Below are 25,729 nucleotides of genomic sequence, written 5' to 3' on the forward strand. Positions count from 1 at the left end.
AATCATAGCGGATTTCAATATTATACATACGGAGGGTTTTTAATGAGAATTATGAGACTGGCGGCGGCTTTTTTTGCCACGTCCCTGCTGGTAGTTATTCTGCCTTGGATTGCCAGGGCGGATGTATCGGATTCGGATGCTACGCTAAAAATCTTTTATGAGGGAGCGGGGACGCTTTCACCTGCTTTTTCTCCGGAAATCACGGAATACACGGTACATATGCGCAGTTCGGAACCGGGCTATTATACGGCAGCCACTCTGTCCAATGAAGACGCTTCTCTGGCCTATTCCATGAATGGAAGTCCTTGGACTCCCATTGGCAACTACGTCTCAACCGGCTATCTTCCAACCCAGCGCGGTAACAATACCTTCCAGTTCAAAGTTACCTCATCCGATAATTCCACAAGCAAAATCTATACCGCACAGGTCTTTTATCCAAATACGAATGATGCAAACCTTTGGAATTTGAGCGTAAGCCCGGGCAGCATCAGTCCTGCCTTTAACCCATCAACTACCGCATACACCCTAAACGTTCCTTATGCAACAAACAGCCTGGGTGTAAACGCATTAGCGGATGATCCTGCAGCTTCAATCAAAATTAACGGAAACCCTGTCCTGAGCGGTGTTTCTTCTTCAGTGCCGCTTAACGTTGGAAGCAACATGGTGTATGTCGAGGTCAAGTCACAGGACACTTCTATCACCAAAACCTATTACCTCACCGTCACCCGTGCTTTGCCCTCAACCAATGCCGATTTAAGCGCCTTGTCTGTCCAGGGTCATAGCCTGATCCCTGCTTTCCAGTCCGGAGTAACGGCTTACGCCTTACAGGATCTCGGTTATGACACCGGGACGATTGCCGTAACCCCTACCGCTTCCGACTCAACAGCAGCGATAAGCATTCAAAACAGCCAAGGCGGCTACGATCCTATACCCAGCGGCTCTCTTAGCGCTCCCCTGGCGTTAAGTCCGGGAGACAATACTATTGTGATTAAGGTAACCGCCCAGGACGGACTCACCGAGAAGCTCTACAGCCTGAATGTGCACCGGAAAAGCAACAATGCGCTTCTGTCCCAGCTCACTGCTTTGCCGGGCGGTCTGAAAGAGAGCTTCACCAGCCATGTGTTCACTTATACACTGGGTGATCTTACCACAGACAGTCTGACGGTAACGCCAACACTGGCGGATACGAAGGGTCTGGTGCAGATCAGCGTTAATAACGGGAGTTATACACCTGTATCTAATGGGCAGGGCGCCACTGTGCCGCTGGCCGCCGGAACCCACACCATTCATGTAAAAGTGTCTGCCGAAGACACCAGCTATACCAACGTATACCAACTTACGGTTAAAAGAGTACAGGATAGCACTCTCTCTCCTGTCTCCGGCACTTTTGACAAATATGCCTTGAATACAGCAGCAGGCCATTACCATGATGCTGAAACCGTGCTTAGCCTGAACGGCAACCTGCTGACCGGCCTGAAGCTGGGGACGGCAGTTCTGGACCATGCCGCCTATACTCTGTCCGGCAGCACCTTGACTCTTCACAAAGAATACCTGTCCACTCTGGCGGCAGGAGAGCATGTATTTGAGCTGGTCATGGATGCGGGCAGCCATCCGCTGTTCACGGTGGCGGTGAAGGACACGACACCGCCTGTAATGGCCGCGCCAACCGCCGGAGATGCGGCGGTCACGCTGAAGTGGGCCCCGGTCAGCGGCGCGACCGGGTACAAGGTGTTCGCCAGTACGGTTCCGGGGACCTACGGAACCGTGCTGGCGGCCTTGGGCGCGGGTGCCGACAGCTATTCGGCAGCCGGGCTCACCAACGGGACGACGTATTACTTCGTCGTCAAGGCCGTGAACGGAGGCGGCGACAGCGCGGCCTCCGCCGAAGTCAGCGCCACCCCGCAGGTTCCTGCGCCGGGTGGGCCGGTTGTCCAAGCCGTGACCGCAGGCGACGGTCAGGTGCACCTGGTATGGGAGCCGGTGAGCGGAGCCACCGGATATAACGTCTACACAAGCACAACCTCCGGCGAGTACGGAGCCGCTGCCGGAACGGTTGCCGCTGCGGTCTACAGCTACGATGCTGTAGGCCTGACCAACGGGACGACCTATTATTTTGTCGTCAAGGCCGTGAACGGAGGCGGCAGCAGCGCGGCCTCCGCCGAAGTCAGCGCCACCCCGCAGGTCCCTGTGCCGGGTGCACCGGTGCTGCAGACCGCCGTTCCCGGCAATGGAACGGTGAGCCTGTACTGGGAGCCGGCAGCCGGTGCCTCGGGATATACCATCTACCAAAGTACAGTGCCGGGAAATTACGATCAACCAGCCGGCACAGTTGCCGGATCGGTATACAGCTATAACGCAACAGGCCTGACTAATGGAACCAAGTATTATTTTACCGTCAAGGCAGCTAATCCTGGCGGCGGCAGCGCTCTATCCAATGAAGCCAGCGCCACGCCAAGGACGATTCCCGCCGCACCGGCTATTCTCAGCACCACTGCGGGAGACGGTCAAGTGACCATTGCCTTTGCGGCTCCTGCCGACAACGGCGGAAGTTCTGTTACCTCCTATGAGATTACAGCATCACCCGGAGGCAGTATTACCACGGGCTCAGCCAGCCCGGTTACAGTAACCGGGTTGGTGAACGGAACAGCCTACACTTTTACTGTAAAAGCTATAAACGGAGCGGGTATCGGTCCCGCATCTGGTCCTTCCAACGCGGTAATTCCTATGGCACCGGCCAGTGGAGAAAGAGATCCTGCAGAACCCGCACCGCCAGTGACATCAAGGGTCCCGGTGGCTCCAGCAAAAGAGGCCCCTGCCCCGGAGGTATTGACATATGTGAACGGCAAAATCGAAGATTTGAGCGCCTTATCAACGGTACTGACCGATAACAGACAGCACTCCATCGTCACACTGGACCAGGGCAAACTCGACCGGATATTGGCGGAACATCCACCCGGTGCCGAGATCTCGGTTGAATTCAATAACCGTTCGGAAGTGCAGGCGGTAGAGCTTAACGGACTGCTGCTCCGGCATTTACAGCAAAAGCAGGTGGCTATATCCGTTCATACCGCCAAAGCCGCGTATCGCATTCCCTTACAGCTAATCAGTTGGGATACAGTAGCCGGACAGCCCGGAACAAACACATCCGCAGCGGATGTGCGCATTCAGATTGAAATTGCAGCTCCGCATGCAAGCCTGGCCGGCACCGCCCGCACCGCTGCGGCGGAAGGCAGCTTCACTTACCTTGCCGGACCGCTCGATTTCTCTGTCAACATCATTAACGGCAGCCACACCTCCGGGCTGTCCGGCTTCAGCGCTTATGTACAACGGAGCTTCGCTCTCCCAGCCGGAACCGATACAAGCCGCGCTACCGGGATTGCGATTGAGCCGGACGGAACCGTGCGCCATGTTCCCACCAGAATTGTAATGCAGAATGGTGGATATGCTGCGGTCATCAGCAGTCTTACCAATAGCACCTATGCTATTGTCTCCCATCCTGTGGAATTCAAGGATATGGCTGGACATTGGGCAAAAGCTGCCGTAAATGACCTGGGGGCCAGGATGATTGCAGGCGGAGGCGGGAACGGACTTTTCTTGCCCGGCCGCGAGATCACCCGTGCCGAATTTGCGGCGGTTCTGGTGCGTGGACTTGGCCTGCCAGCTGTAGACGGCACTTCCCCATTCACGGATGTGAGCAGCTCTGACTGGTACAGCAGCGCAGTCCAAACCGCCTCCCGCCACCAGCTGATCACCGGCTTCGAAGACGGCAGCTTCCGGCCCGGAGATTCCATCACCCGGGAGCAGGCGATGACTATGCTTGCACAGGCGATGCAGCTTACCGGACTGCCGGCGGGGAACACAGGCAGCAGCGCCGCTGAACTCCCGGGAGGGTTCACGGATGGGGACGAAGCTTCCGCCTGGGCGCTGGACAGCATTGCGGCCAGCCTGCAGGCAGGGCTGATATCCGGCCGCAGCGGAACTGAGCTTGCTCCCCAGTCTCATGTGACAAGAGCCGAAGCAGCCGTCATGCTGCAAAGACTGCTGCAGAAATCCGGGCTCATCCAATAAGGCATCATCCTTTCACTCACCTACAGCCATGCTCTACCCGCAGCTATGCGGTTTGGAGATGGCTTTTTTTTATTCCTGCTTTGTAGGCGTACGCATGTTCTGCTAATATGGGAACTATACGAACTCAGGACTTAAGGAAATGTATAAGGAAGTGATCAGCGGTGAGTTTTTATGTGCCGGAACGGGTAATCCGGCTGCTGTGCGGCAAAACTGCTTTTGAACGGGGCTCGGAGGATTACGAAGCGGGAAAGGTACTGCTGTCTGCGGTAGAAAATTATGAAGGATTGGAATATTCCAAATATCAGGCTACGGTCTACGGGCTGGAACCTTACGATGTCACGCTTACCATAGACAGTGACGGGGATGTTAACGGAAAATGCTCCTGCCCGGCGTACCATCACGGGGGACCGTTCTGCAAGCATATTGCCGCCGTTCTGGTGGCTATTCTTTACGAAGAAGACGGAGACGGGCCATTAGCGGCACAAGAGACAACCGCTGGCCGGAACAAGCCTGAAGTCCTTACCGGAAAGACGGGCGTACTCTTCCCCCGCGATTTACCGGACAGGAACAGATCTGGCTCAACTGCCGTCACAAGCGGCCGTCATCTGGTGAGCAGCATGCTGGAGTTGTTCGAGAACCAGCGCCAACGCCCAAGCGGTGCGGGAGCCTACGTAGACATAAGAACGCCGCTGCAGGTGGAATTTATCTGCAAACCCTTTTCCTGTAACTTTGGCAGCCGGATGCTGGGTATTGAACTGAAGGTTGGCCCGAAACGCCTCTATATCGTCCAGAAAATAAGAGCGTTCCTGGAACGTGTTCACCATGGCGGGCCTTTTGAATTCTCCAAGCATTTCGTCTATGATCCAGCCCTCCACAGCTTCAGCAAGGAAGACGATGCGGTGCTGCTGAAGCTGATTGAGATCCTTCTGAACGAACGGGTGTACCGTGACAATATCGGCCCCTATTCGTCGTATGCGGGAAGCCTGGGCGGGGAACGGCTGCTGGCCATTCCGCCTTTTTTCTGGGAATCTCTTCTGCCTCTTCTCGCAGCCTCCTCTTCCGTCTATTTACAGATCGGCGAAACGCTCACCCCAGGCATTCAGGTTTCTGACGAGCTGCTGCCGCTGAATTTTCAGTTCGAACAGGCTGAAAATGACGGTTACCGCCTGGACATTCAGGGGCTGGCGCAGCTTACGGTCCTGGAGGATTACGGGCTTGTGCTGTCTGAAGGCAAGCTGCTGAAGCTGCCGGCACAGGAATGCAGGCGTCTCTCTGAGCTGAAGAAGATGCTGGCCGAGTCCAGAACGAGCGGGATTGATATCGTGCCGGGGCAGATGGAGCCTTTTATGGACAAGGTAATTCCCGGCCTCAAAAAGCTGGGACAGGTCCATATCGCTGACTCGATCGCTGACCGGATTGTGCAGACGCAGCTGCAAGCCCGGCTCTATCTGGACCGGGTAAGGGACCGGCTGCTGGCCGGACTGGAATTCCAGTATGGGACCATTGTGATCAATCCGCTGGACGAGCAGGCGCGTGAACGCGGCCACGAAGTCATTCTCATGCGGGACGGGGAAGCCGAGCGGCGGATTCTGGAGCTGATGGCGCATGAATCTTTTGCCAGAACGGAAAGCGGCTATATCATGACGGGCGAAGAAGGGGAGTACGACTTCCTGTATCATACGATTCCATTGCTGGAGCCTTTGTTGCAGGTCTATGCAACCACGGCCGTCAAGGAGAGGCTGGCTACCGGCATGTACACCCCCAAAGCCAGCTTGACCTGGAATGAAAAAACCGACTGGCTTGATTTCAAATTTGCCATGGACGGCATCCCGGAGTCCGACATTGTATTGGTGCTGAAGTCCCTGCAGGAAAAGCGCAAATACTACCGCCTGCCGGATGGAGCGCTGCTGCCGCTGGAAACCGCCGAGCTCCAGGAAATCATCGCTTTGATGAATGACCTGGGAGTCCATGCTGTAGATATCAAAAGCCCGGAATTCTCCCTGCCTTTGGCCCGGGGACTGCATATGAACGCTGACGCTGCAAAAGGAGGGACCGATGCTGTCAGCATTGGCCGTTCCTTCCGGCGGCTGCTGGCCAATATGCATAGTCCGGAGAATCTGGACTTTCCCGTGCCGGAGACACTCGCCCCCGTGCTGCGGGATTACCAGCAGTATGGCTTCCAGTGGATGAAAACTCTGGCACATTACCGCTTCGGGGGCATCCTGGCCGATGACATGGGGCTGGGCAAAACGCTGCAAAGCATCGCCTTCCTGCTCTCGGAGCTGGAGAATATCCGCCAGACCGGGCTCCCTGCGCTAATTGTTGCGCCTGCCTCCCTGCTCTACAACTGGCAGAATGAACTGAAGCGCTTCGCGCCGCAGATCAGGGCGGCTATCGCAGACGGAAACCTGGCTGTGCGCAGCAAAACCGTGCGGAATGCCGCAGGCTGTGATGTCCTTATTACCTCTTATCCGCTGCTGCGCCGGGATGTGGAGCTGTATGTCAAGCGTTCTTTCCATACCCTCATTCTGGACGAAGCGCAGATGATCAAGAACCATGCTACCCAGACCGCTCAGGCGGTAAAAGCACTCCAGGCGCGCTACCGCTTCGCCCTTACCGGCACGCCGGTGGAAAATGCGCTGGAGGATCTTTGGTCGATCTACGGCATCGTGTTCCCCGGACTGTTCCCGGGCAAAAAAGCTTTTCACGATCTGCCCCGGGAGACCGTAGCCAAGCGGGTCCGGCCGTTTCTGCTGCGCCGCCTGAAAAGCGATGTGCTTAAAGAGCTGCCGGATAAGATCGAGACTCTTCAGGCCTCTGAGCTGCTGCCGGAACAGAAGAAGCTGTACGTTGCCTATCTAGCCAGACTGCGGAAGGAAGCGCTGAAGCATCTGGACAGCGACGGATTCGGCAACGGACGGATTAAGGTGCTCGCCGGGCTTACCCGTCTGCGGCAGTTGTGCTGCCATCCTGCGCTTTTTGTTGACGGCTATGCCGGAGGCTCCGGCAAATTCGAGCAATTACTGGAAATCATCGAGGAATGCCGCAGCTCCGGCAAACGGATGCTGATTTTCTCGCAATTTACCGAGATGCTTGGCATGATCAGCCGCGAGCTGGGCCTGCAGGCGGTTCCGCATTTCTATCTGGATGGACAGACTCCGTCCTCCAAACGGGTGGAGCTCTGTGGACGTTTCAATGAAGGGGAGCGGGATCTGTTCCTGATCTCGCTCAAAGCCGGGGGGACAGGACTGAACCTGACCGGAGCAGATACCGTTATCCTCTATGACCTGTGGTGGAACCCAGCCGTTGAACAGCAAGCCGCCGACCGGGCACACCGGATTGGGCAAAAAAAGGTGGTTCAGGTGATCCGGCTGATTGCCCAAGGTACGGTAGAAGATAAGATGTACGAACTGCAGCAGAAGAAAATGAACCTGATTGATGAAGTCATAGAGCCGGGCCAGGAAGCCTTGTCATCCTTGAGCGAACAGGATATCCGCGAGATTCTGATGATTTGACCCTGTGACGATACACAAGGGGCAGCAAAACCTTAACCTCGATCTTTAGCCAATTCAAAAGATACCCATACAGACCAAGCGGCTTTCACTGGCCTTCACCGGACAGTGCAGCCGCTTTGTTTGTGGTGCAGATTCCTGAGGCCCCGTGTCCGCTCTCGCAGGTGAAATGATTTTCCGCTAATCCCTCCCTGCTCAGCTCGGCAACAAGCTCAAATGGAAAAAGTGAACTTAAATTTCCCATACCGCACTCCCCGCAGGTGCTAGGTGGAAAAAGGACAGCTAATTGGACTGATTTGCTCTCATGCCTGCTAATCCACTCAAATTAACTCTACTTTTTCCCACTATTCCCTCCCTACGGAAGATTTCTTATGAAATTAAGTATACTAATTCCACTTCGCTTCCATGCCGCTCCCGCGCTCCTGTACTCCCCTTCTTTTTTAAATCAATGGGTCCCAGAACAGCAAAAAGAACAGGGATCTCTTTAGCCTTAGACCAAAGAGATCCCTGTTACTGTTTGATTTTGTGAAGTGAAAAGCCGATCAGGTAATGGTAAGACCTCCGCTGGCATACCCCGCTATGGTTGCAGCCACATCAAGCCCAGCCGTTACCGCCGCCGAGAAGACCATGAGCAGACGGTCCCCTGCAGCTATCGGAATATTCAGCCCAGTAGTTAAGCCGCTGCTGATTGAACCCAATGCCAATACTCCTGTAAGTGCCGGAGCCAACGTTACAGAGGCACCTGGTACAGCAGTGAAGGTATTATCGGGAGTAGTTGAATGGAATAATTGAGCTGTGATAGTTACAGTCGAGCCAATCAGGCTAAGTGCAGCTGTTGTGCTGAAATAAGCGGCTAATGAAGTGATCGTCCCGGCACGGGGAGCTGAGAAGGCGAAGTTGATCAGAGTTCCTGGAGCCCCCGTAAGATCGATAACTCCTCCAGCCATGCTGACGCCTGTAGTACTGTTGCCAAAACCAATCAAACTGGAGGTATTCAAAAGTCCGCCAAGAACCGTAGTCAAAGAAACCGGAAGCCCCGATGCATACGGTATAATCGCTCCCGCGCCAGTTTCGCCGGTTGCGCCGGTTGCACCCGTAACCCCGGTCGCGCCTGGATCACCAGTCGCACCCGTAGCCCCAGTCGCACCTGTTTCTCCCGTCGCACCCGTAACCCCAGTCGCGCCTGTACCACCCGTCGCACCTGTAACCCCGGTCGCGCCTGTTTCTCCTGTCGCACCCGTCACCCCAGTCGCGCCTGTACCGCCCGTCGCACCTGTAACCCCAGTCGCGCCTGTTTCTCCTGTCGCACCCGTAACCCCAGTCGCTCCTGTACCACCCGTAGCACCTGTAACCCCAGTCGCGCCTGTTTCTCCCGTCGCTCCTGTAACCCCAGTCGCTCCTGTACCACCCGTCGCACCCGTCACCCCAGTCGCGCCTGTACCGCCCGTCGCTCCCGTAGCCCCAGTCGCACCCGAAGCCCCGGTCACGCCCGTACCGCCCGTCGCTCCCGTAGCCCCAGTCGCACCTGTTTCTCCTGTCGCACCCGTAGCCCCGGTCGCGCCTGTACCGCCCGTCGCACCCGTCACCCCGGTCGCGCCTGGAGCACCCGTCGCACCAGTAGCCCCGGTTGCGCCAGTGGCACCGTTACCGGAGATTTCGCCGAGCAGCTCTGAAGAAACCAGACGGTGGGCTGTCACAAGCGCCCCCGTGCTATTTTTGCCCCAAAACGAAATCTGGATAGGATCATCTGCCATGTCAGCTGTCGTAAAAGTAAATTCAAAGGCATCCAAATCAGCAAAATAGCTATTAGTTAACACTTGATTTGGAGCGACATTAAGAGATTCACTGACATACAGTGTTCTCAATCCGCCGCTCATGTAATACCCTTGCAGCTGCACGGTTGAAGCCGAAACATCACTGCGGTTATCAATTTTGACTGTGACCGTCTGTGTCGGTCTAACGCCGCCTACCAGGCTGTTCTCTATCGGTCCTGTAGATAAAAAACTCATTGCTTCAGCTCCTTTTCAAATTTGAATAAATAACACCATAAAACTAAAATCCGCTGTTCTTATAGTTATGCATCCCGGTTAGTGTTCTCGCGCTCTACTACCCGATGCGCATCCACCAGCTGACCGGATGATTGTTTGCCCCACACTGAGATTCCTACAGCTTCCGCGTCTGCAGAACCGGTTGTAAATATAAATTCAAAGCCGTCCAAATCAGCAAAATAATTCCGGGTCACTACTTCATTAGGGGCGATATTAAGCACTTCATTGACATACAGCGTTCTTGTTGTGCCAAGCACATATCCCTGAATAGTCATGGAGACAGCTTCCACTGTGTTCCGGCATACCGCTTTTACCGTCAACAGTTGTGTGGGTCTGACCCCGAGCACCGCATTGTTTTCTATCGGTCCAGTTGATAATACAGCCATCTTGTCCTATTCCTCCTTTCTTTCACCGGCATTTCCAATCTATTAAGCTCAGACTCTAGCTTGTGGATCTTTGGTCACACACTATACTGATATTCGAACGCGCCGTTAACGGTGTGGACAGAAGACAGGCAGCAATCACCAATATCAGCAGGAGCGCATAAAGTGTATTCATAGATCGTTTTACGGAAGAAGGGAGTTCCATGCCCCCTCCTGGTAAAGGAAAGAAAACCGGCGCAAGAAAAAAAACAGCCAATTCCAAAACGCAGATTCCAAAAGGTCTGGAGTATACAGTAGCTGCACTGCTGTTAACCGGCAAGCTCCGGGTAGATTCTGTCCAAATGTACAGAGACGCCTCCCTATTCATCAGTTTGGTTGGTAAATATAAATCTTTGAGCGATTTCAGTTCCAGCAGCAACGTGGATAAACTGGTCAGCTTTCTCGACGATAACAGCAGCCTGACCTTGAACGAAATCATGACCGCCCTGAAGAAAAAAGCCGACAGTTCCTAAAAGCCCGAGAGAACAAATGAAAAGGGGGGAGCGTTGACAGATGGACAGCTTTGACGGAGAGGATTTTGCCGGGGGAATTCTGCTCGTAATCGTGATTGCCCTGCTGATTTACGGTTCGACGGAGATTAAGAATCTGACGGGTGCGCCAAGTGCGGATTGACCGGTTATGCTGCACTTTTTTTAAGCCTGAGCCGGACATACAACAACTACCCTGTTGCTTTCTTCCAAAAATTCGCTATACTGATAAAAATCAATCTACATTCGATGAACGGGAAAGTAGTGACCTTGGACCCTAGTCCCCAGCGAGCCGGGAGAGTGTAAGCCGGTACATATCCAGTCATGAAGCGCACCCGGGAGATGGACTTCTGAACTGGCAGTAGGAAGCCCCGGCTGAAGGCCGTTAACCTGTGAGGTGGCTGAACCTTGTGTTCGGCAACGAGAGTGGTACCGCGAGCGCATATGTCCTCGTCTCTTTTAGAGACGGGGTTTTTTGTGTTTACCGGGACGCTTGGATTGGCGGCTGGGCTGGATTTTTTAAGGAGGAGTATATCATGTTAAGCCAATGGATCAGAAACCAGCTGGAACAATGTGTAGTTAATGTAGTCAACAGCCTCGGCGCGGCCTCTGCAGAACCTGCAACGGTTTTATTGGAGCAGCCCCCGAATGCCGATTTCGGTGATTACTCCAGTAATATCGCGATGCAATTAGCCAAAAAACTGCGTAAAGCCCCCATGGCCATCGCCGGGCTGATTACCGCAGAGTTTGAGCGGATAGGAGCTGTAGGCGGGATTGTGCAGCGGATTGAAATTGCCACTCCGGGGTTCATCAATCTGTACATCAATTGGCAGGAATGGGCCGGACAGACCTTTGTACCGCCTCCGGGCAGCGGGGAAAAAGTCATCATCGAGCATACAAGTGTGAATCCAAACAAATCGCTCCATATCGGGCATCTGAGAAACTCCTGCATCGGGGATGCGCTTGTGCGGATTTTGCGGAAAACAGGGTACAACGTTGAAGTCCACAATTACGTGGATGATCTCGGCAATCAGCTGGCGGATACGGTAGTCGGTCTGCTTCGTGTACCGCTGGCTGGGGAGCATGTCCGCTTCGGCGATTACTGCTGGGACATTTATGCCGCGGTTAACAAGAGATATGCCGAGCAGCCTGAGATGATCCATCAGCGGACAGAAATTCTCCATGAGCTGGAGGAGGGGCACGGCAATACAGCCTGGCTCGGCCAACTGGCTGCTGAACGGATCGTTAGAGAGCATGTCGCGGAAATGAAAAGCTTCGGCATAGAGTACAATCTGCTGGTCTGGGAGAGCAGTATTGTAAAAGAGGGATTCTGGGCGTCTGCTTCCGGTCTGCTTAAAGAAACGGACATGTTTGTCGAGGAGACAAAGGGCAAGCTGGCAGGATGCTGGATTCTAAAACAACCCGCGGCTGAAGAGATGGAGAGCGGCTCTGAGGATCATCAGAAGGACAAGGTGCTGGTGCGTTCGAACGGGATTTTGACCTACACTGCCAAGGATATCGCCTATCATCTCTGGAAATTCGGGCTGCTGGACAAGGATTTCAGCTATAACGAATTCAATACAGGCCTGTGGACCACCGGCTTGACCGGAGAACCGCTGTCCTTCGGCAAGGCCGACAGAGTGGTCAATGTCATCGATTACCGGCAGGAGTATCCGCAGGCCATGGTGAAGCAGGCCTTGGAGGTCCTTGGTTTCACTGCGCAGGCAGAGAAGCTGCATCATGTCAGTTATGGTGTAGTTTCACTCAGTCCGGCTTCCGCCGCCGGGCTTGGCATTGATACCTCGGATGGCAAAAGCTCCTACGCCATGTCCGGCCGTCAGGGGATCGGCGTCAAGGTGGCGGATCTCGTCCAGCTTATGGAAAGCAGCATCGAAGCCGCCCGCTCCGACGCAACCGGCCTCTCCAGCCGGCTCATCGCCACCGCCGCAATCCGTTACTACCTGCTGCGCTTCAATCTGGGCACGGAGATCGTGTTCGACTTCAAGCAGGCCACAGAGATTTCCGGGAATACCGGGGTCTATCTGATGTATACCTACGCGCGTGCAGGCCGTGTGCTCAGCAAAGCGGAGGGTCCTGTGGAGCAAACAGCAGTCCCCCGGTTCCCGGCACAGCTGGACACCGCCGAGCTGGCTCTAATGAGACAGCTGAGCACGTGGGAGGATACCCTATATACGGCGAGCCGCGAGCTGACGCCAAATATCATTTGCAGCTACGCTCATTCCCTGGCATCCCTGTTCAATAATTTTTATTCCTCCTGTCCGATTCTCAAGGGAGAGGAGAGTTCCATCCGCTTCCGCCTCTGGCTCACCTTGCGCTTCCAGAGCACTCTCGGCGAGGTCTTGGAGGTACTCGGACTGCCGAAGCCGGAGCGGATGTAGCTTGTTCTTATCACTTGTAAAGCGATACAGAAGCAGATGCACAACCTGTCTCTTGAGTGTAGAACTATTAATGCTTGCATAAGTACTTATATTAATGCTTGCATAAATACTTTTATTTTTACTTTATTAAATAAAATGTGGTATATTTGAGTCAGAAAAGTCGTACAATGCAAAAAGAGTCGTGCGGCTAACACGACTCCCCTGCAATAGCCGCTTTTAAGGGCGGAGGCTCAGACAGGTACTACCCACAGAAATAGGCCGCAATCCTGGACAGAGGGCGGCCTATTTCTTTTTGTGGAAGGACAGGATTAATACAACCAGAGTCGCAAATGAAATCATTAGCGTCAATGCTTGGTATACTTCCACAGGCATCACCTCCCTTCCGGGAGATTAGCCAGCCGCCCTTGCAAGCCTTCTATTGTCCAGTTATTATATCATGGCTTTAAGCCGCATGGATAGATGTACCATATGTAAATTCCGCTTCCAATCAACTCGCATTGCGAAGTATTCCTCCCGATGCAGATGCTCCAACGTCCCCCTTCCTGGGCTTCTCATCCTCCGTACGCACAAACAGCCTTCCCGAAGGAAGGCTGTTTTGTGACGTCCCGGAAGGGATTCGAACCCCTGACCGTGCGCTTAGAAGGCGCATGCTCTATCCAGCTGAGCTACCGGGACACATGTGAAAATGGTAGGCTTTTAAAGCATATGTATTAATGCAACGTTATTTATTATAACGTATTCGGCAAATTTTTCAAGGGGCTGCTCAAAAATTTGCCTGTCTGCCTCATTCCGGCATTTCTGCCCCCGGGGTGGCAATAGTGGAAGCCAGCCGCCCCTCTCCTCCACATACCACCGCCAGGGCAGATCCAGCGGTATTCCTGCCGCTTATTAGCCTACTCGTTAGGGCAGCTGATGAAAATGCGCCTCCAGCTGTTTTTTCAAATCTCCAAAAATGAGCAGCTCCTGCTGGAACTTCGAACGTTCATCCTCCGGAGTCATAATGGCGCTTCCCGTAAACGCGCTGACCGTCACATCCTGAAACGCATCATGCAAATTGTTGTCAAACCAGTCGGTTGCAGTGTCGGCATCATTCGTCAGAATACGCACGATTTCATAACCTTCCTCGCGCTGGTCCTCAACAATATACACCAAAAGCGCGGAATCCCCAACAGCCCCCGGCAATACGCCAACTTCTGCGCATGGTGCCCCGTCATATTCGGTCATTCTGCGGATTTTGGCGTCTTTAATGTAATACACTGGTCATCATCCCTCCTGGCAAATTTCCCTCTCCCTTAGTGTTCGGATAAGGACATACATTTTATGCCTTCCTTCATCATATATCTGTATTACTTGGCAAAAAAGAAACAAATGGAAACGGCTGGCCGTCCCTAAAGGACGGTATCCGCTTCAGCAAGAAATATAAGGATAATTTTTTGCGTGCAGCATATAAATCTTTATATTTGGACAACAATCGCACAAAAGAGAGGATGAAGCATCATGTGCGGAATAACCGGATTTATCCAGTGGCGCGGCGACCTCACACAGCACTCGCAACTGCTCGTAAAAATGACTGAAACACTGGGGCACCGCGGACCGGATGCGGCTGGAACCTGGATCTCCGGCCCCTGCGCCCTCGGACACCGGAGACTTAGCGTCATCGATCCTGAGAACGGGGCACAGCCGATGATCGCCCGCCATGACGACAAGGTGTACGCAATTGTGTATAACGGTGAATTATATAATGCCCCTGAGCTCAAAATTGAACTCCAGCAGCGCGGGCATCATTTTCTCACAGAATGCGATACGGAGGTTCTGCTCCATGCCTATATCGAATGGGGACCGGATTGTACGGAAAAACTGAATGGCATTTTTGCATTTGCCGTCTGGGATAGCTTGCGCGATCAGGTGTTTTTGGCTCGGGACCGTCTTGGCGTGAAGCCGCTGTTCTACAGCCAGGTGGACGACGTATTTGTCTTTGGCTCTGAACCCAAAGCGCTGCTGCAGCATCCCAAGGTGAAGCCGAATGTCGGACCGGAAGGCCTGGCGGAAGTTTTTATCATCGGTCCGGCCCGTACACCGGGACATGGGGTATACAAAGATATATTCGAGCTTCGTCCAGGTCATGCCATGATTTATAGCCGGAATGGAATCCGCAAGTATGCTTATTGGGAGCTAGAGAGCTACAATCATACCGACAACGTGGATGAAACGGCGGCCAAGGTCCGGGATCTGCTGCAGGATACCGTGGAGCGCCAGCTGGTGTCGGATGTTCCGGTCTGCTCGCTGCTCTCCGGGGGCCTCGATTCCAGTGCGCTGACCGCGCTCGCTGTGGATTATTACAACCGTACCGGCCAAGGCCAGGTCGACACCTATTCCGTCGATTATGTCGATAACGACAAGCATTTCAAAAGCCACTCCTTCCAGCCCGGCGCAGACGGCCCCTGGATTAAGCGGATGGTCGACGAGCTGAAGACAAATCACCATTATGTGGCGTTCGATACTCCCGAGCTGGTAACGGCGCTGGATAACGCCCTCTACTCCCGCGACCTGCCGGGGATGACCGATGTGGATTCCTCGTTGTATTTATTTTGCCGGGAGATCAAAAAGAACGCCACTGTTGCCATTTCCGGTGAAGCGGCTGATGAGATTTTTGGCGGATATCCCTGGTTCCACCGTGAGGAAATGCTGTCTTCCGGCACCTTCCCCTGGTCAGTGGCACCCAAAATGCGCACAGAGCTGCTGTCCCCGGAAATCCGGGAATGGATTCGTCCGCTGGAGTATTTGGGGGACCGGTACAGCGACGCGGTGGCAGAGGTGCCGAAGCTTGACGGCGAGACCGGCAAACAGGCGCAAATGCGCGTGATGTCCTATCTGAACATTACCCGGTTCATGCCTACCCTGCTGGACCGCAAGGACCGGATGAGCATGGGGGTTGGCCTGGAGGTCCGCGTGCCTTACTGCGACCACCGGCTGGTGCAATACGTCTTCAACATTCCCTGGGAAATTAAAACCGTAGGCAACCGGGAAAAGGGCATCCTCCGCAAAGCGCTGGAAGGCATTCTCCCGGACGATGTGCTCTACCGCAAAAAAAGCCCGTATCCCAAAACACATAATCCGGCCTACCTAAACGCAGTACGGACACAGATGCTTGACATCCTGGATGACTCATCGTCGCCCATCCTGCCATTAATAGACGCCGCCAAAATCCGTGAGATCGCCGCATCCCCGGAATCCTCCAGCAATCTGCCCTGGTTCGGCCAGCTGATGTCCGGCCCGCAGCTGTTTGCTTATCTGGCCCAGGTTAATCTATGGCTGCGCAAATATAACGTTTCGATCGGGTAAAATAGCGGCTGGTCCGCTTCCTGCCGGCACCTGCTTTTTTACTCAATAAAAGCTCAAGCCAAAGAGCAAGCCCCGCGGGGAGACTTGTTCTTTGGCTTTCTGTATGCTGACTATGCCATCCAGCAGCTTAAAAATTGAAATTATCCGGGTCCGGGCCGAAGCGGTGATTCTGATTCAGATCCTCAAGCACCTTGACGTCCTCATCGCTGAGCGTGAAGTCGAAGAATCCGGCATTCTCTACAATGCGTTCGGCATGCACGGATTTCGGAATCGTGATGACGCCCTGCTGCAGGTCCCAACGGAGCACGATTTGCGCCGGGGTTTTGCCGTATTTACCAGCCAGCTCCTGCAGCACCGGCAGATCCAGATTGCCCTGCATCAGCGGGCTCCAGGCTTCTACCTGAATGTCATGGGCCTTCGCATACTTCAGCAGCTCGCGCTGGGTCAGCAGCGGGTGGAACTCGACCTGATCCACGGCTGGCACCACACCGGTATCCTCGATGATATCCTGCAGATGATGCGGCTGAAAGTTGCTCACGCCAATGGATTTGACGAGCCCCTCCTTTTGCAGATGCACCAGTGCCTTCCAGGAATCGCGGTACTTGCCGGCCACCGGCCAATGGATCAGATACAGGTCAAGAACATCCAGTCCAAGCTTCTTCCGGCTGACCTCAAAAGCCTTCAGTGCCGACTCATAACCTTGATCCCCATTCCACAGCTTGGTCGTAATGAACAGTTCTTCCCGGGGCACACCGGATTCACGGATAGCTTGTCCGACACCCTCTTCATTCTTGTATCCGGCAGCCGTATCAATACTGCGGTAGCCTGTCTCTAGTGCCGTCTTCACGGCATGAATTACTTCGTCTCCGTCCTTGGCCTGCCACACGCCAAGCCCCAGCCAAGGCATGGTTGCCCCGTCATTTAACGTAGGTCCGCCTGAGAATGGTCCGTTCAATTGACTCATCGTTTCGCCTCCAAGCTATAAGTTAAATTCATCACTCTTCCTTAACCGAAAAATTTGCATAAGAAGCACATACCCATTGCTTTTAGTATAGCAAAACGTTGACAACTTACCAAAATTCTATAAAAGCAGGTATCAGCTGGTCTGTTAATCACAGTGCACCGGCCTTTTTTGCTTTAAGGTGTAACTTGTATCTTTATTTTTCGTGTAAGAAGGGCCTGAAGGAGGTGGAGAGGATTGTATGAAGACAATGAACTTATGGCTCGGGTACAAGCTGGAGATAAAGGGGCGTACGAAGAGCTTGTCCTGAAGCACAGACTTAAGGCTATCGCATTTGCAAACAGCTTTGTGTGTGATTTATATACCGCCGAGGATATTGTGCAGGAATGCTTCGTAAAAGTGTATATCCATAGAGAAACCTATCGGCCCAGCCATGCTTTTAATACGTATTTATTCACCATTATCCGCAACAACTGCATTGATTACTTAAGATCAAGACAAGCCTCGCGGTTCTTCAGTTCAGATGCAGTCCCTGAGCTCAGCGACCACACTACACCCGAGGAAATCCTGGCCAGCCGCGAGAACACCAAACTTATTTATGAGGTGCTGGGCGATTTGCAGATCGATTATAAAACAGCTTTGTATCTGTATGCTGTGGCTGATTTCAGTTATAAGGATATTGCCAGCATTATGAAAAGGTCAGTACCCCAAATCAAAATTCTCTGCTCTACAGAGCACGCAAAAAGTTCAAACTTCAGTATAAGGAGCTGATGGTGAATGAGGAGTGAAAAGGATTTTTTAGCCGGTATGTGGAGAAAAGTTGAACTCGCGGAAGCAGAACAATTGCAAAAAAAACAAGCAAGAGAACGCAATCGGAGATTGCTGAAAAAAAATATCGCCATGTACACTGCTTTGCTTGTAACGTTTGTGCTGCTAATCCTCTGGGTTCCCTCAAACCCTGGATTTATAACGTGCATTTGCGGAGCTTACCTGCTGCTTGGTTACATATTGGACGACTTCTCATATAAAATCTTCATCAAATAAGGGAGGAACAACCTTGAAACCTGAAATTATCATAGATCATCTATCTAAGAATTTTGGAAAAAGAGAAGCCCTACGGAATGTTTCACTACATATTCAGCCCGGTATGTTCGGACTCCTTGGCAGAAACGGCGCCGGAAAAACGACCTTGATGAGGGTACTCGCGACCCTGCTTCATAAATCAGGCGGATCGGTTACGGTATGCGGCATTCCCATTGAACAATCCAAGGAAGTCAGGAAGCTCATCGGATATTTGCCTCAGGATTTCTCCATCTATCCCGGTATGACTGTGTACGCGGCCATGAATTATCTGGGAATATTATCAGAGCTGCCCAAAGCGGCAAGAAAAGAGCGGATAACCGCTCTCTTAAAACGGGTCAACCTCGAAGATTGCCTGAACCTCAAGGTAAAGGCATTATCGGGAGGAATGAAACGCAGGCTGGGCATTGCACAGGCCATTCTGCATGATCCCCAAATCTTGATTGTGGATGAACCTACCGCCGGGCTTGACCCCGAAGAGCGAATAAGGTTCCGCGATTTACTCTGTGAAATAGCAGAGAATAGAATCGTTATCCTGTCTACCCATATTGTAGAGGACATTGAAAAGACCTGTCAGAACATTGCTGTTCTGGACAAGGGCCAAATCATTTATCAGGGAGCACTGCAGCATTTCATCGGAAATGAACGTGGTCTGGAAGAAGCTTATATGAAACAGATGGGAGGGCATCAACGATGAAGCTATTTCTCACAGAATGCCGGCAAACCTCCAAAAGCATGATCTACTTTGTGTTTATTGGCGTCATGCTCCTGTTCTACTTCACCCAGCTGAGTGATTTTGCAGGGACCGATATCGCTGAAGTGCAGAACCCGTCCGGGTACAACAGCCAAAATCCTCTGATGAAACCTCCGCCGGATGCTGACAATTACGGGTCTGTAGAAGCGGAAATTCCGGAACAGGTTATGCCTGCTGCTCTAAATCAATTGCTAAGCGAGTATGCAAACAATGAATACACCACCTATCCTGTCGGCTTCTATAAGAATGTGAAGTTAAGTCAGAAGCAACAGGAGAAAGTGGCTGCGATCGTAAAAGACATCACTGGACAACGTCCGGAAGATCTGATGAATAAGCAGGACAAGCTTCCCATTCTGATCACTTACGAATCGTTTAAAGTCAAAATGGCCGAGCTAGATACCATGCTGGGAGGAGGATCAAACTACGAAGAAAGCAGACTTCAAGAGTATGGAAACACCCCTGTTACTTACGAAGAAAAACTGGCGGAATACCATAATTTCATTCAAGTTGACCAGGTAACCGGTGCCTACGCCCGATATTTTTGTGATTATATGGGCATCGTAATCTCTTTATTTTCTGTTTTTGTACCCGTGGCATTCTTAATCAGAGACCGGAAAGCCGGGGTCAAGGAGCTGCTATATTCCCGCAAATACAGTTCAGCAGGCTTTATTCTGGCGAGGTATTTTGCACTGGTAACGATGCTGCTGCTTCCCGTTCTGTTATTGTCGCTCCTCCCGCTGACTCAGCTGGCTCTGTATGGGAGCAAACACCATATTACAGTCGATTTATGGGCTTTTGCCAAATACATTCTGGCCTGGCTGCTCCCTACGCTAATGACAACTACAGCGGTTGCATTTGTATTGACAACGCTGACCGACACCCCCATTGCCATAGCGGTGCAGCTATTTTGGAGCTATACGGATATACTCTCAGGCAGTTCCTATATCTATGGTGGACACTACGGTACCCAGTTAGCTATCCGCCACAATACTTTGGGCAATTTGCAGGCCATGCTGGACGGATTACCCGCCCTCATATTGAACAGGAGCCTTTATGTGCTATTTTCGCTGCTTCTGGTGGGTGTAACTATTGTGCTGTATGAGCTTAAGAGAAGGGGGAAGCTGGATGTCTACGGCTATTTTCACCAAATACTCAGAAATCGCAAAAGCCCAATTAAAGCTGACACTATGGGTTAATTTTTTGCTGGCTTTGGCGCTTGCCCTGGGAACCCCCGTCCTGTTTGGCATACAGTATCTTGACAGCAGGGCCTCCAGCTTCGTATTGGAACGTTTTCTCACGTTCACAGGAATTATTTTATGTACTCCCTTGTTTTTACCGGAGCAAGACAATGCTGTAAAAGAATTAATCGAGTCTAAATACACCTCGTTTACATCGGTACTCCTGATTAGGCTTATGTTAGCTCTGACTGTCCTGCTATGCCTCGTAAGCAGCTTTATTGGAGTAATGCTGTTGAACCATTGCCAGTTCGCAGCCGGGCCGTTTATCCTTGGGACCTTTGCCACTGCCCTGTTTCTGGGCTCCCTCGGGTTCCTAGCCTACTCGTTGTCAGACAACCTGGTCGCGGGGTACATGCTGCCGACAGTGTATTATATCCTGAATATGTTTTCGGGTCAGAAGCTGGGGAATTTCTACTTATTTTCGCTGTCCATGGAGAGTATGAATGAGAAATATTGGCTTCTGGGCGGGGCGCTGGTCTTGTTTGCCGTCGGCACAGCCTACAGGGCCATGGTGAGACAGCTAAGATAGCGTAAGAGGAACATCGAATGGGAAACCCTTCGCTTAAGCTTAATGCTTGCCGTCTGCCGTAACCGGACAGCCCATGACCTAAAAAACACAGAGCAGCGCTGCTCACTAAACGTGAGTAGCGCTGCTCTGCATAGATAAATCTGCTTCTGGGAACTTCTTCTGAGTGCAGTGGCAGCTTATTTCTCGATCAGCTTGAAATCATCGAAATGAAACTCCGGGGATACAATGCAGGAGACCAGCACTGGTTCTTCACCCAGCGGCCGGGCGGCCTGCCATACCCCTGGCGGAATCACAACCTGCGGCTGTTGTCCGGCAGCAACATCCAGGCCGAGAACCACCTCGGTCACATTCTCCGGCTTGTCGCCGGTGCCCCCAAGGCTCAGGACAATCGGGCTGCCGGAATGCCACAGCCAGATTTCGGAGGAGAGCACCGTGTGCCACTCCGAGGCTTCATCCGCATGCAGCAAAAAATAAATGGAAGAGGCCGAGGCTCTTGGCCCGGAATAGTTCTCACCCAGCGTTTCCTGCGGGATTTCAAAGGGAGCGTTCCACAGCCGTTTGTACCAGCCGCCTTCCACGTGAGGCTGCAGCCCCAGCGCTTCAACCAGCGGCGAAATTTCTTTTTGCGTCACTATCTTCTCTCCTTAAAGTTTTGCGCAGCAAAACTGCTTCGTAAGCATTACGCTTCGTTTTGCTTTTACTTTAACGGAATGTGCCGCAATTGTAAAATCTCCGGCCTATTTGCTTTCCTTACTGGCCTTGAACACCTCGGCCATGGCACCCAGCGTGCCCAGTGTTTCAACAGCGCTGGTAGGCAGGAACACCTTGTTGGCCGCACCTTTGGAGATTTCGGTCAGCGCGTCAAAGGATTGATAGGCCAGCACCCGTTCATCCAGCCCTGCACTGCTGATCAGTTCGATCCGTGATTTCTCGGCTTCCGCAACCGCCTGGATCGCTTTGGCCTGCCCAAGCGCTTCCAGCTCCTGTGCCTGCCGCAAGCCTTCTGCCTGCCGGATACGCGCTTCCTTATCCCCTTCGGCCTTCAGGATCTTGCTCTGCTTGTCACCTTCGGCACGCAGGATCATATCCTGCTTGGCGGCTTCCGCCTCCAGCACAATCGCACGCTTGCTGCGCTCGGCCTTCATCTGCTTATCCATCGCTTCCTGGATATCAAGCGGCGGCTTGATATCGATAACCTCAACGCGCTCGATCCGCACGCCCCACTTCTCCGTCGCCTCATCCAGCGCCAGGCGGATATCCGAGGAAATCTTTTCCCGGCCGGACAAGGTTTCATCCAGCTCCAGCTTACCGATAATCTGCCGCATGGTGGCTGTGGAGATGTTGCGTACCCCGTATACATAATCGGAAATGCCGTAGGTTGCTTCTTCCGGTCCCACTACCTGATAGAAAATAATCGTATCAATCTGCACCTGCACATTATCCTTGGTAATCACGGTCTGCGGCGGCACATTAGCCTGCTGTATCCGCAAATCATGGTAGGTGCGCACCTGGTCGATGATCGGAATAAGAACATTCAGACCGGGTGTGAGCAGCCGGTGGAATTTACCGAGACGCTCTACAACCCCTACCCGCTGCTGCGGTACGATTTTGACGGTTAACGCTACAAATACGACAACAACAAAAACAATAATCCCAATAATAGCCCATTGCATCAGTACATATCCCCCCATCGCACTACTTCAATAATTGTGGAGCTTCTTCCGACCACTTTGACCACTTCATCCTTGCCCAGCGACTCTATTGAGGTTGCGCTCCAGGTATCGCCGCCTACCTTAACCTGGCCGTACCGCCCAGGCTCAATCGGTTCTACGACCAAACCCTGCCTGCCGACAATATCCGTTCCTGTATCCTGGAACCCCCGCGAGCTGCGGAATCTGGCCACCAGCGGCTTTGAGAAAATCGTCAACCCCAGGGCAACCAGCGAGCCGGCCAAGACCTGCAGCAGTACCGCATCCGGCAGCAAAAGCGAAACCAGACAAGCCGCCAGAGCCCCAATGCTTAACCAGAGCAGATAAAACGTAAGCGTCATCATTTCAACGACAAACAGGACACCGGCTGCAATTAACCAAAACACCCAGACCACCATCGGTGAACCCACCACCTTCCGCTATATACTACTATAACGAAAAAAACGGCATGACGTTGCATAAGTTTTTTGGAGTCTTGGACACAGGCAAGCATAGCCATTATATTTCAGCGGATGGAAGGTTATGAGCGGCACAATCAGCCTTCTTCATAAAAATCCACATAATTTCCACATTATACAGGCTTGAATAGCGGGTACACGCAGTCCCGCTTTGGCTGCGGCGAGAGCCGCCGCCGTTCCGCCAAGTCCGCTGCCGATGATGATCACATCACTTTGTTTTATGCGTGCAAAGGTCATGCTGTTTCCTCCTTTTTGGACCCGGCCGGCAGCTGCCCGAAGCGTTCCAGCGCGAGCTTGGCCGCCCCAAAGCAACCGGCCCGGTTCCCGAGTTCAGCCGCAGCAAGGAGATCCGGCAGTACTTCACTCTTCAGCTTGTTCTTCAGCAGCGGCCACCATATTTCCCGTTCATGGATAACCCCTCCGCCAATGATAATACGTGCCGGATCAAATGTGACGCTGATGTTGCTGAGCACAACCGCCAAATCTGCTGCGAAGCGTTCCAGCACCTGCAATGCGCCCGAATCCCCCGCCCGCGCATCGGCCATAAGCTCCGCTCCATGCCCATAGGTCCGGCCTGTCAGCTCCTGTCCGAGCCGCAGCAGGGCCGAACCCGAGACGTATTGCTCCACACAACCTTGCTTGCCGCAATTGCAGGGGAGGCCGCCGGGAACCAGAACGCTGTGTCCGAATTCCCCTCCGCTCCAGTGGATACCACGGCCAAGAGCGCCGTGTACCATATAAGCCCCGCCTACTCCGGTGCCCAGCGTGAGCATAACCAGATCCTGATATCCTCGTCCTGCACCCAGCCACGCTTCACCCAGCAGCGCCGCGTTCGCATCATTGTCGGCGGCAGCCTGGAGCCTGAAGGTATCAGCTGCCCACTGGGCAAGCTGAAGCCCCTGCCAGCCCAGCAGATTATCAGTGGCGTACACCACCTGTCCAGTGTCGGTGTTCACTCTCCCCGCTGAAGCTATGCCGATGGCCTGAACCAAGGGGCAGGCTTCCAGCAGCTCGCGGACCAGCGCTTCCAGCTTGCCCAATATTGCTTCCCTGCCCTGCCGGGCATCCGTATCGCGCTTTGCTTCTGCCCATACAGCTCCAGCTTCGTCAATGACCAGTCCTTTGACGGCCGTACCCCCGATATCCACTCCGATAACTCGCCCCATCCATCTCCCTCCTTACCTCTATCGCTTCCCTTAATAGATTCGGTCAATGACGGCCCTTGCTGTCAGTTCCTTCATGCTCTTCGTCTCATCCGCATGCCTCTGCTCCAGTCCTTTACAGATCAGGTCAATAATGAACAGCTGGGATATTTTCGCGCCCATGGATCCCCCTTCAAGAGGCGATTCCTTCCCGGCTGTCAGGAGAACGATATCTGCAATGGACGCTATGGGAGACTTGGCATAATTGGTCATGGCAATAACCTTTGCCCCGTTCTGCTTCGCTTTCATCAGCATATCATTGGTATCCAGTGTGCTTCCGGAGACGCTAATGCCGAAGGCGGCATCCCCTTCGCCCATCGTTACAGCCATCATCGATTGGATATGGCTGTCCGCAATCGCCTCAACCCGTCTTCCAATTCGCAGAAAGCGGTTTTTAGCATTCAATGCGGTAATGGCCGATGAGCCTACCCCAAAAAACTGCACATGGCGCGCCGCGTCAATTAGATTAATGGACTCCTCCAGCTGTTCGCGGTCCAGCATACCGAGACTTGACTGGAGAATGTTGACCATCGACTCGTAAAGGAGCGTCGCATAATCCGCGTCCCCGCCATCCCGCCCGGAAAGGGCTTGCTGCTTCGGCAGCCCTTGGGCAAGCATCAGCTTAAAATCCTGGTATCCCTTGAACCCGATTTTGCGGCAAAACCGCATAACTGTCGTCTCTCCTATACCGGCAAAATCCGCGAGCTCTGTTACAGAAAGGTAGATCAGGTTATCCGGGTGCTCAAGAACACATTGGGCCACCTTCTGCTCCGATTTGGTCATAGAGGGATAATACGTATTAATCCGGTCTGTCATTTCCATTGTTCATTTCCACCCTTCTTATTGCCGCCGCAAACCGCCCTGTAATCAGTTGGGGCCTTGTTATGGCTGAACCCACCACTGCTGCGTACGCCCCCAAATCCATGGCCTTCCGGACCTGGTCCGGCTCAATCATCCTGCCTTCAGCGATAACAGGGACCGATAAGCGCTCCACCGCTTTTTGCAGCAGTTCAAAGTTAGGACCCTCCTGTTGGAGGGAGTACGGTGTATAGCCCGAGAGTGTTGTTGAGACACAGCTGACCCCCAGGGCTTCCGCATGGATGGCCTCCTCCAGAATCGAAATATCGGCCATTGAAGCTGTGCCGTTCCGGCTCAGAAAGGATACGATTTGCTCCAGCGTGCATCCCTCCGGTCTCTTTTGCCCAGTCGCATCAAATGCAATCATATCTGCTCCGGCCTCAAGCAGTTCTTCGATTTCTCTTAGCGTCGGGGTGATGTACACCGCCGAACCCGGATAATCCCTCTTTATAATGCCGATAACAGGCAGTGAAACAGCACTCTTGATAGCGCGGACATCCGCAGCACCGTTAGCCCGGATGCCAACCGCGCCCCCCTCCTCAGCAGCGGCTGCCATACGTGCCATCATTTCGGCACCATACAGCGGTTCTCCCGGAAGTGCCTGACAGGATACGATCAGTCCGTGATGCAGCTTCTGTATTATCGTATTCAGGGTCCCCAC

At 53.1% G+C, this 25,729-nt stretch carries 23 protein-coding genes, 1 tRNA gene and 1 other annotated feature; of the genes, 10 read left to right on the top strand and 14 right to left on the bottom strand.

Annotated elements, in window-relative coordinates; translation table 11 throughout:
• Window positions 1-42 precede the first annotated feature (42 nt).
• Window positions 43-4,068, top strand: coding sequence for a cadherin-like beta sandwich domain-containing protein (locus BLQ82_RS31115; protein WP_062523342.1), 4,026 nt, complete (start codon window positions 43-45; stop codon window positions 4,066-4,068).
• Between the two features lie 161 nt (window positions 4,069-4,229).
• Window positions 4,230-7,583, top strand: a complete 3,354-nt coding sequence (locus BLQ82_RS19025) for a DEAD/DEAH box helicase (RefSeq protein WP_074648409.1) — start codon at window positions 4,230-4,232, stop codon at window positions 7,581-7,583.
• Between the two features lie 85 nt (window positions 7,584-7,668).
• On the opposite strand, the gene BLQ82_RS32095 is transcribed toward BLQ82_RS19025, so the two are convergent.
• The 3 genes from BLQ82_RS32095 to BLQ82_RS19035 all read right to left on the bottom strand — a co-directional run bounded on the left by BLQ82_RS32095 (window position 7,669) and on the right by BLQ82_RS19035 (window position 10,014).
• Entirely contained in the window at window positions 7,669-7,824 is a 156-nt protein-coding gene (locus BLQ82_RS32095) for a hypothetical protein (protein WP_157243799.1), read from the bottom strand.
• Window positions 7,825-8,122: 298 nt separating this feature from the next.
• Window positions 8,123-9,589 (bottom strand): exosporium glycoprotein BclB-related protein, encoded by a 1,467-nt coding sequence (locus BLQ82_RS19030; protein ID WP_062523344.1) that lies wholly within the window; start codon window positions 9,587-9,589, stop codon window positions 8,123-8,125.
• A 65-nt stretch (window positions 9,590-9,654) separates the two neighbouring features.
• Window positions 9,655-10,014, bottom strand: a complete 360-nt coding sequence (locus BLQ82_RS19035; protein ID WP_062523345.1) for a hypothetical protein — start codon at window positions 10,012-10,014, stop codon at window positions 9,655-9,657.
• A gap of 200 nt (window positions 10,015-10,214) precedes the next feature.
• Between BLQ82_RS19035 and BLQ82_RS19040 the strand changes: the two genes are divergently transcribed.
• Together BLQ82_RS19040 and BLQ82_RS19045 are read left to right on the top strand one after the other, a co-directional pair.
• Window positions 10,215-10,523, top strand: a complete 309-nt coding sequence (locus BLQ82_RS19040) for a hypothetical protein (RefSeq protein WP_062523346.1) — start codon at window positions 10,215-10,217, stop codon at window positions 10,521-10,523.
• Window positions 10,524-10,778: 255 nt separating this feature from the next.
• Window positions 10,779-10,999: a binding site (T-box leader), on the top strand.
• Window positions 11,000-11,074: 75 nt separating this feature from the next.
• On the top strand, window positions 11,075-12,937 hold the full coding sequence (locus BLQ82_RS19045) for an arginine--tRNA ligase (RefSeq protein WP_062523347.1): 1,863 nt from the start codon (window positions 11,075-11,077) through the stop codon (window positions 12,935-12,937).
• Window positions 12,938-13,219: 282 nt separating this feature from the next.
• On the opposite strand, the gene BLQ82_RS33230 is transcribed toward BLQ82_RS19045, so the two are convergent.
• From BLQ82_RS33230 to BLQ82_RS19055, 3 genes are all read right to left on the bottom strand, one after another.
• A complete protein-coding gene (locus tag BLQ82_RS33230; protein WP_222850467.1) occupies window positions 13,220-13,309 on the bottom strand; it encodes a putative holin-like toxin in 90 nt (29 codons plus the stop codon).
• Between the two features lie 229 nt (window positions 13,310-13,538).
• Window positions 13,539-13,612, bottom strand: a tRNA-Arg gene (locus BLQ82_RS19050).
• Between the two features lie 225 nt (window positions 13,613-13,837).
• Window positions 13,838-14,194: a hypothetical protein gene (locus BLQ82_RS19055; protein WP_062523348.1), complete on the bottom strand. Its 357-nt coding sequence runs from the start codon at window positions 14,192-14,194 to the stop codon at window positions 13,838-13,840.
• A gap of 240 nt (window positions 14,195-14,434) precedes the next feature.
• Here BLQ82_RS19055 and asnB point away from each other — a divergent pair, with 240 nt between their 5' ends.
• Entirely contained in the window at window positions 14,435-16,279 is a 1,845-nt protein-coding gene (asnB, locus tag BLQ82_RS19060; protein ID WP_062523349.1) for an asparagine synthase (glutamine-hydrolyzing), read from the top strand.
• Window positions 16,280-16,406: 127 nt separating this feature from the next.
• On the opposite strand, the gene BLQ82_RS19065 is transcribed toward asnB, so the two are convergent.
• The gene (locus BLQ82_RS19065; protein WP_062523350.1) at window positions 16,407-17,243 is read right to left on the bottom strand and encodes an aldo/keto reductase; all 837 of its coding nucleotides are present in this window, start codon (window positions 17,241-17,243) and stop codon (window positions 16,407-16,409) included.
• Between the two features lie 234 nt (window positions 17,244-17,477).
• Here BLQ82_RS19065 and BLQ82_RS19070 point away from each other — a divergent pair, with 234 nt between their 5' ends.
• The 5 genes from BLQ82_RS19070 to BLQ82_RS19090 are packed head-to-tail and all read left to right on the top strand — an operon-like array spanning window position 17,478 to window position 20,841.
• Complete coding sequence (locus BLQ82_RS19070) at window positions 17,478-18,011, top strand: RNA polymerase sigma factor (protein ID WP_062523351.1); 534 nt, start codon at window positions 17,478-17,480, stop codon at window positions 18,009-18,011.
• A gap of 6 nt (window positions 18,012-18,017) precedes the next feature.
• The gene (locus BLQ82_RS19075; protein ID WP_062523352.1) at window positions 18,018-18,284 is read left to right on the top strand and encodes a hypothetical protein; all 267 of its coding nucleotides are present in this window, start codon (window positions 18,018-18,020) and stop codon (window positions 18,282-18,284) included.
• A 13-nt stretch (window positions 18,285-18,297) separates the two neighbouring features.
• Window positions 18,298-19,017 (top strand): ABC transporter ATP-binding protein, encoded by a 720-nt coding sequence (locus BLQ82_RS19080; RefSeq protein ID WP_143013495.1) that lies wholly within the window; start codon window positions 18,298-18,300, stop codon window positions 19,015-19,017.
• Window positions 19,014-20,270 (top strand): ABC transporter permease, encoded by a 1,257-nt coding sequence (locus BLQ82_RS19085; protein ID WP_062523353.1) that lies wholly within the window; start codon window positions 19,014-19,016, stop codon window positions 20,268-20,270. The genes BLQ82_RS19080 and BLQ82_RS19085 overlap by 4 nt, the downstream gene beginning before the upstream one ends.
• Window positions 20,200-20,841, top strand: coding sequence for a hypothetical protein (locus tag BLQ82_RS19090; RefSeq protein ID WP_062523354.1), 642 nt, complete (start codon window positions 20,200-20,202; stop codon window positions 20,839-20,841). Before BLQ82_RS19085 ends, BLQ82_RS19090 begins: the two co-directional genes overlap by 71 nt.
• A 176-nt stretch (window positions 20,842-21,017) precedes the next feature.
• On the opposite strand, the gene BLQ82_RS19095 is transcribed toward BLQ82_RS19090, so the two are convergent.
• From BLQ82_RS19095 to BLQ82_RS19125, 7 genes are all read right to left on the bottom strand, one after another.
• A complete protein-coding gene (locus BLQ82_RS19095; protein WP_062523355.1) occupies window positions 21,018-21,473 on the bottom strand; it encodes a cupin domain-containing protein in 456 nt (151 codons plus the stop codon).
• 105 nt (window positions 21,474-21,578) lie between these two features.
• Window positions 21,579-22,514, bottom strand: coding sequence for an SPFH domain-containing protein (locus BLQ82_RS19100; protein WP_062523356.1), 936 nt, complete (start codon window positions 22,512-22,514; stop codon window positions 21,579-21,581).
• Window positions 22,514-22,948 carry an NfeD family protein gene (locus BLQ82_RS19105; RefSeq protein WP_062523357.1) on the bottom strand — a complete coding sequence of 145 codons (435 nt, stop codon included), beginning with the start codon at window positions 22,946-22,948 and terminating at the stop codon, window positions 22,514-22,516. The genes BLQ82_RS19100 and BLQ82_RS19105 overlap by 1 nt, the downstream gene beginning before the upstream one ends.
• Window positions 22,949-23,095: 147 nt before the next feature.
• Complete coding sequence (locus BLQ82_RS31570; RefSeq protein ID WP_143013496.1) at window positions 23,096-23,245, bottom strand: FAD-binding protein; 150 nt, start codon at window positions 23,243-23,245, stop codon at window positions 23,096-23,098.
• Window positions 23,242-24,174 (bottom strand): ROK family protein, encoded by a 933-nt coding sequence (locus BLQ82_RS19115; RefSeq protein ID WP_062523358.1) that lies wholly within the window; start codon window positions 24,172-24,174, stop codon window positions 23,242-23,244. Before BLQ82_RS19115 ends, BLQ82_RS31570 begins: the two co-directional genes overlap by 4 nt.
• A gap of 30 nt (window positions 24,175-24,204) precedes the next feature.
• Entirely contained in the window at window positions 24,205-25,032 is an 828-nt protein-coding gene (locus BLQ82_RS19120; protein ID WP_062523359.1) for a MurR/RpiR family transcriptional regulator, read from the bottom strand.
• Window positions 25,010-25,720 carry an N-acetylmannosamine-6-phosphate 2-epimerase gene (locus BLQ82_RS19125; protein WP_425281117.1) on the bottom strand — a complete coding sequence of 237 codons (711 nt, stop codon included), beginning with the start codon at window positions 25,718-25,720 and terminating at the stop codon, window positions 25,010-25,012. The genes BLQ82_RS19120 and BLQ82_RS19125 overlap by 23 nt, the downstream gene beginning before the upstream one ends.
• Window positions 25,721-25,729 lie beyond the last annotated feature (9 nt).

The sequence above is a fragment of the Paenibacillus jilunlii genome (genome assembly GCF_900102965.1).
In the GTDB taxonomy this organism is placed as follows: domain Bacteria; phylum Bacillota; class Bacilli; order Paenibacillales; family Paenibacillaceae; genus Paenibacillus_AQ; species Paenibacillus_AQ jilunlii.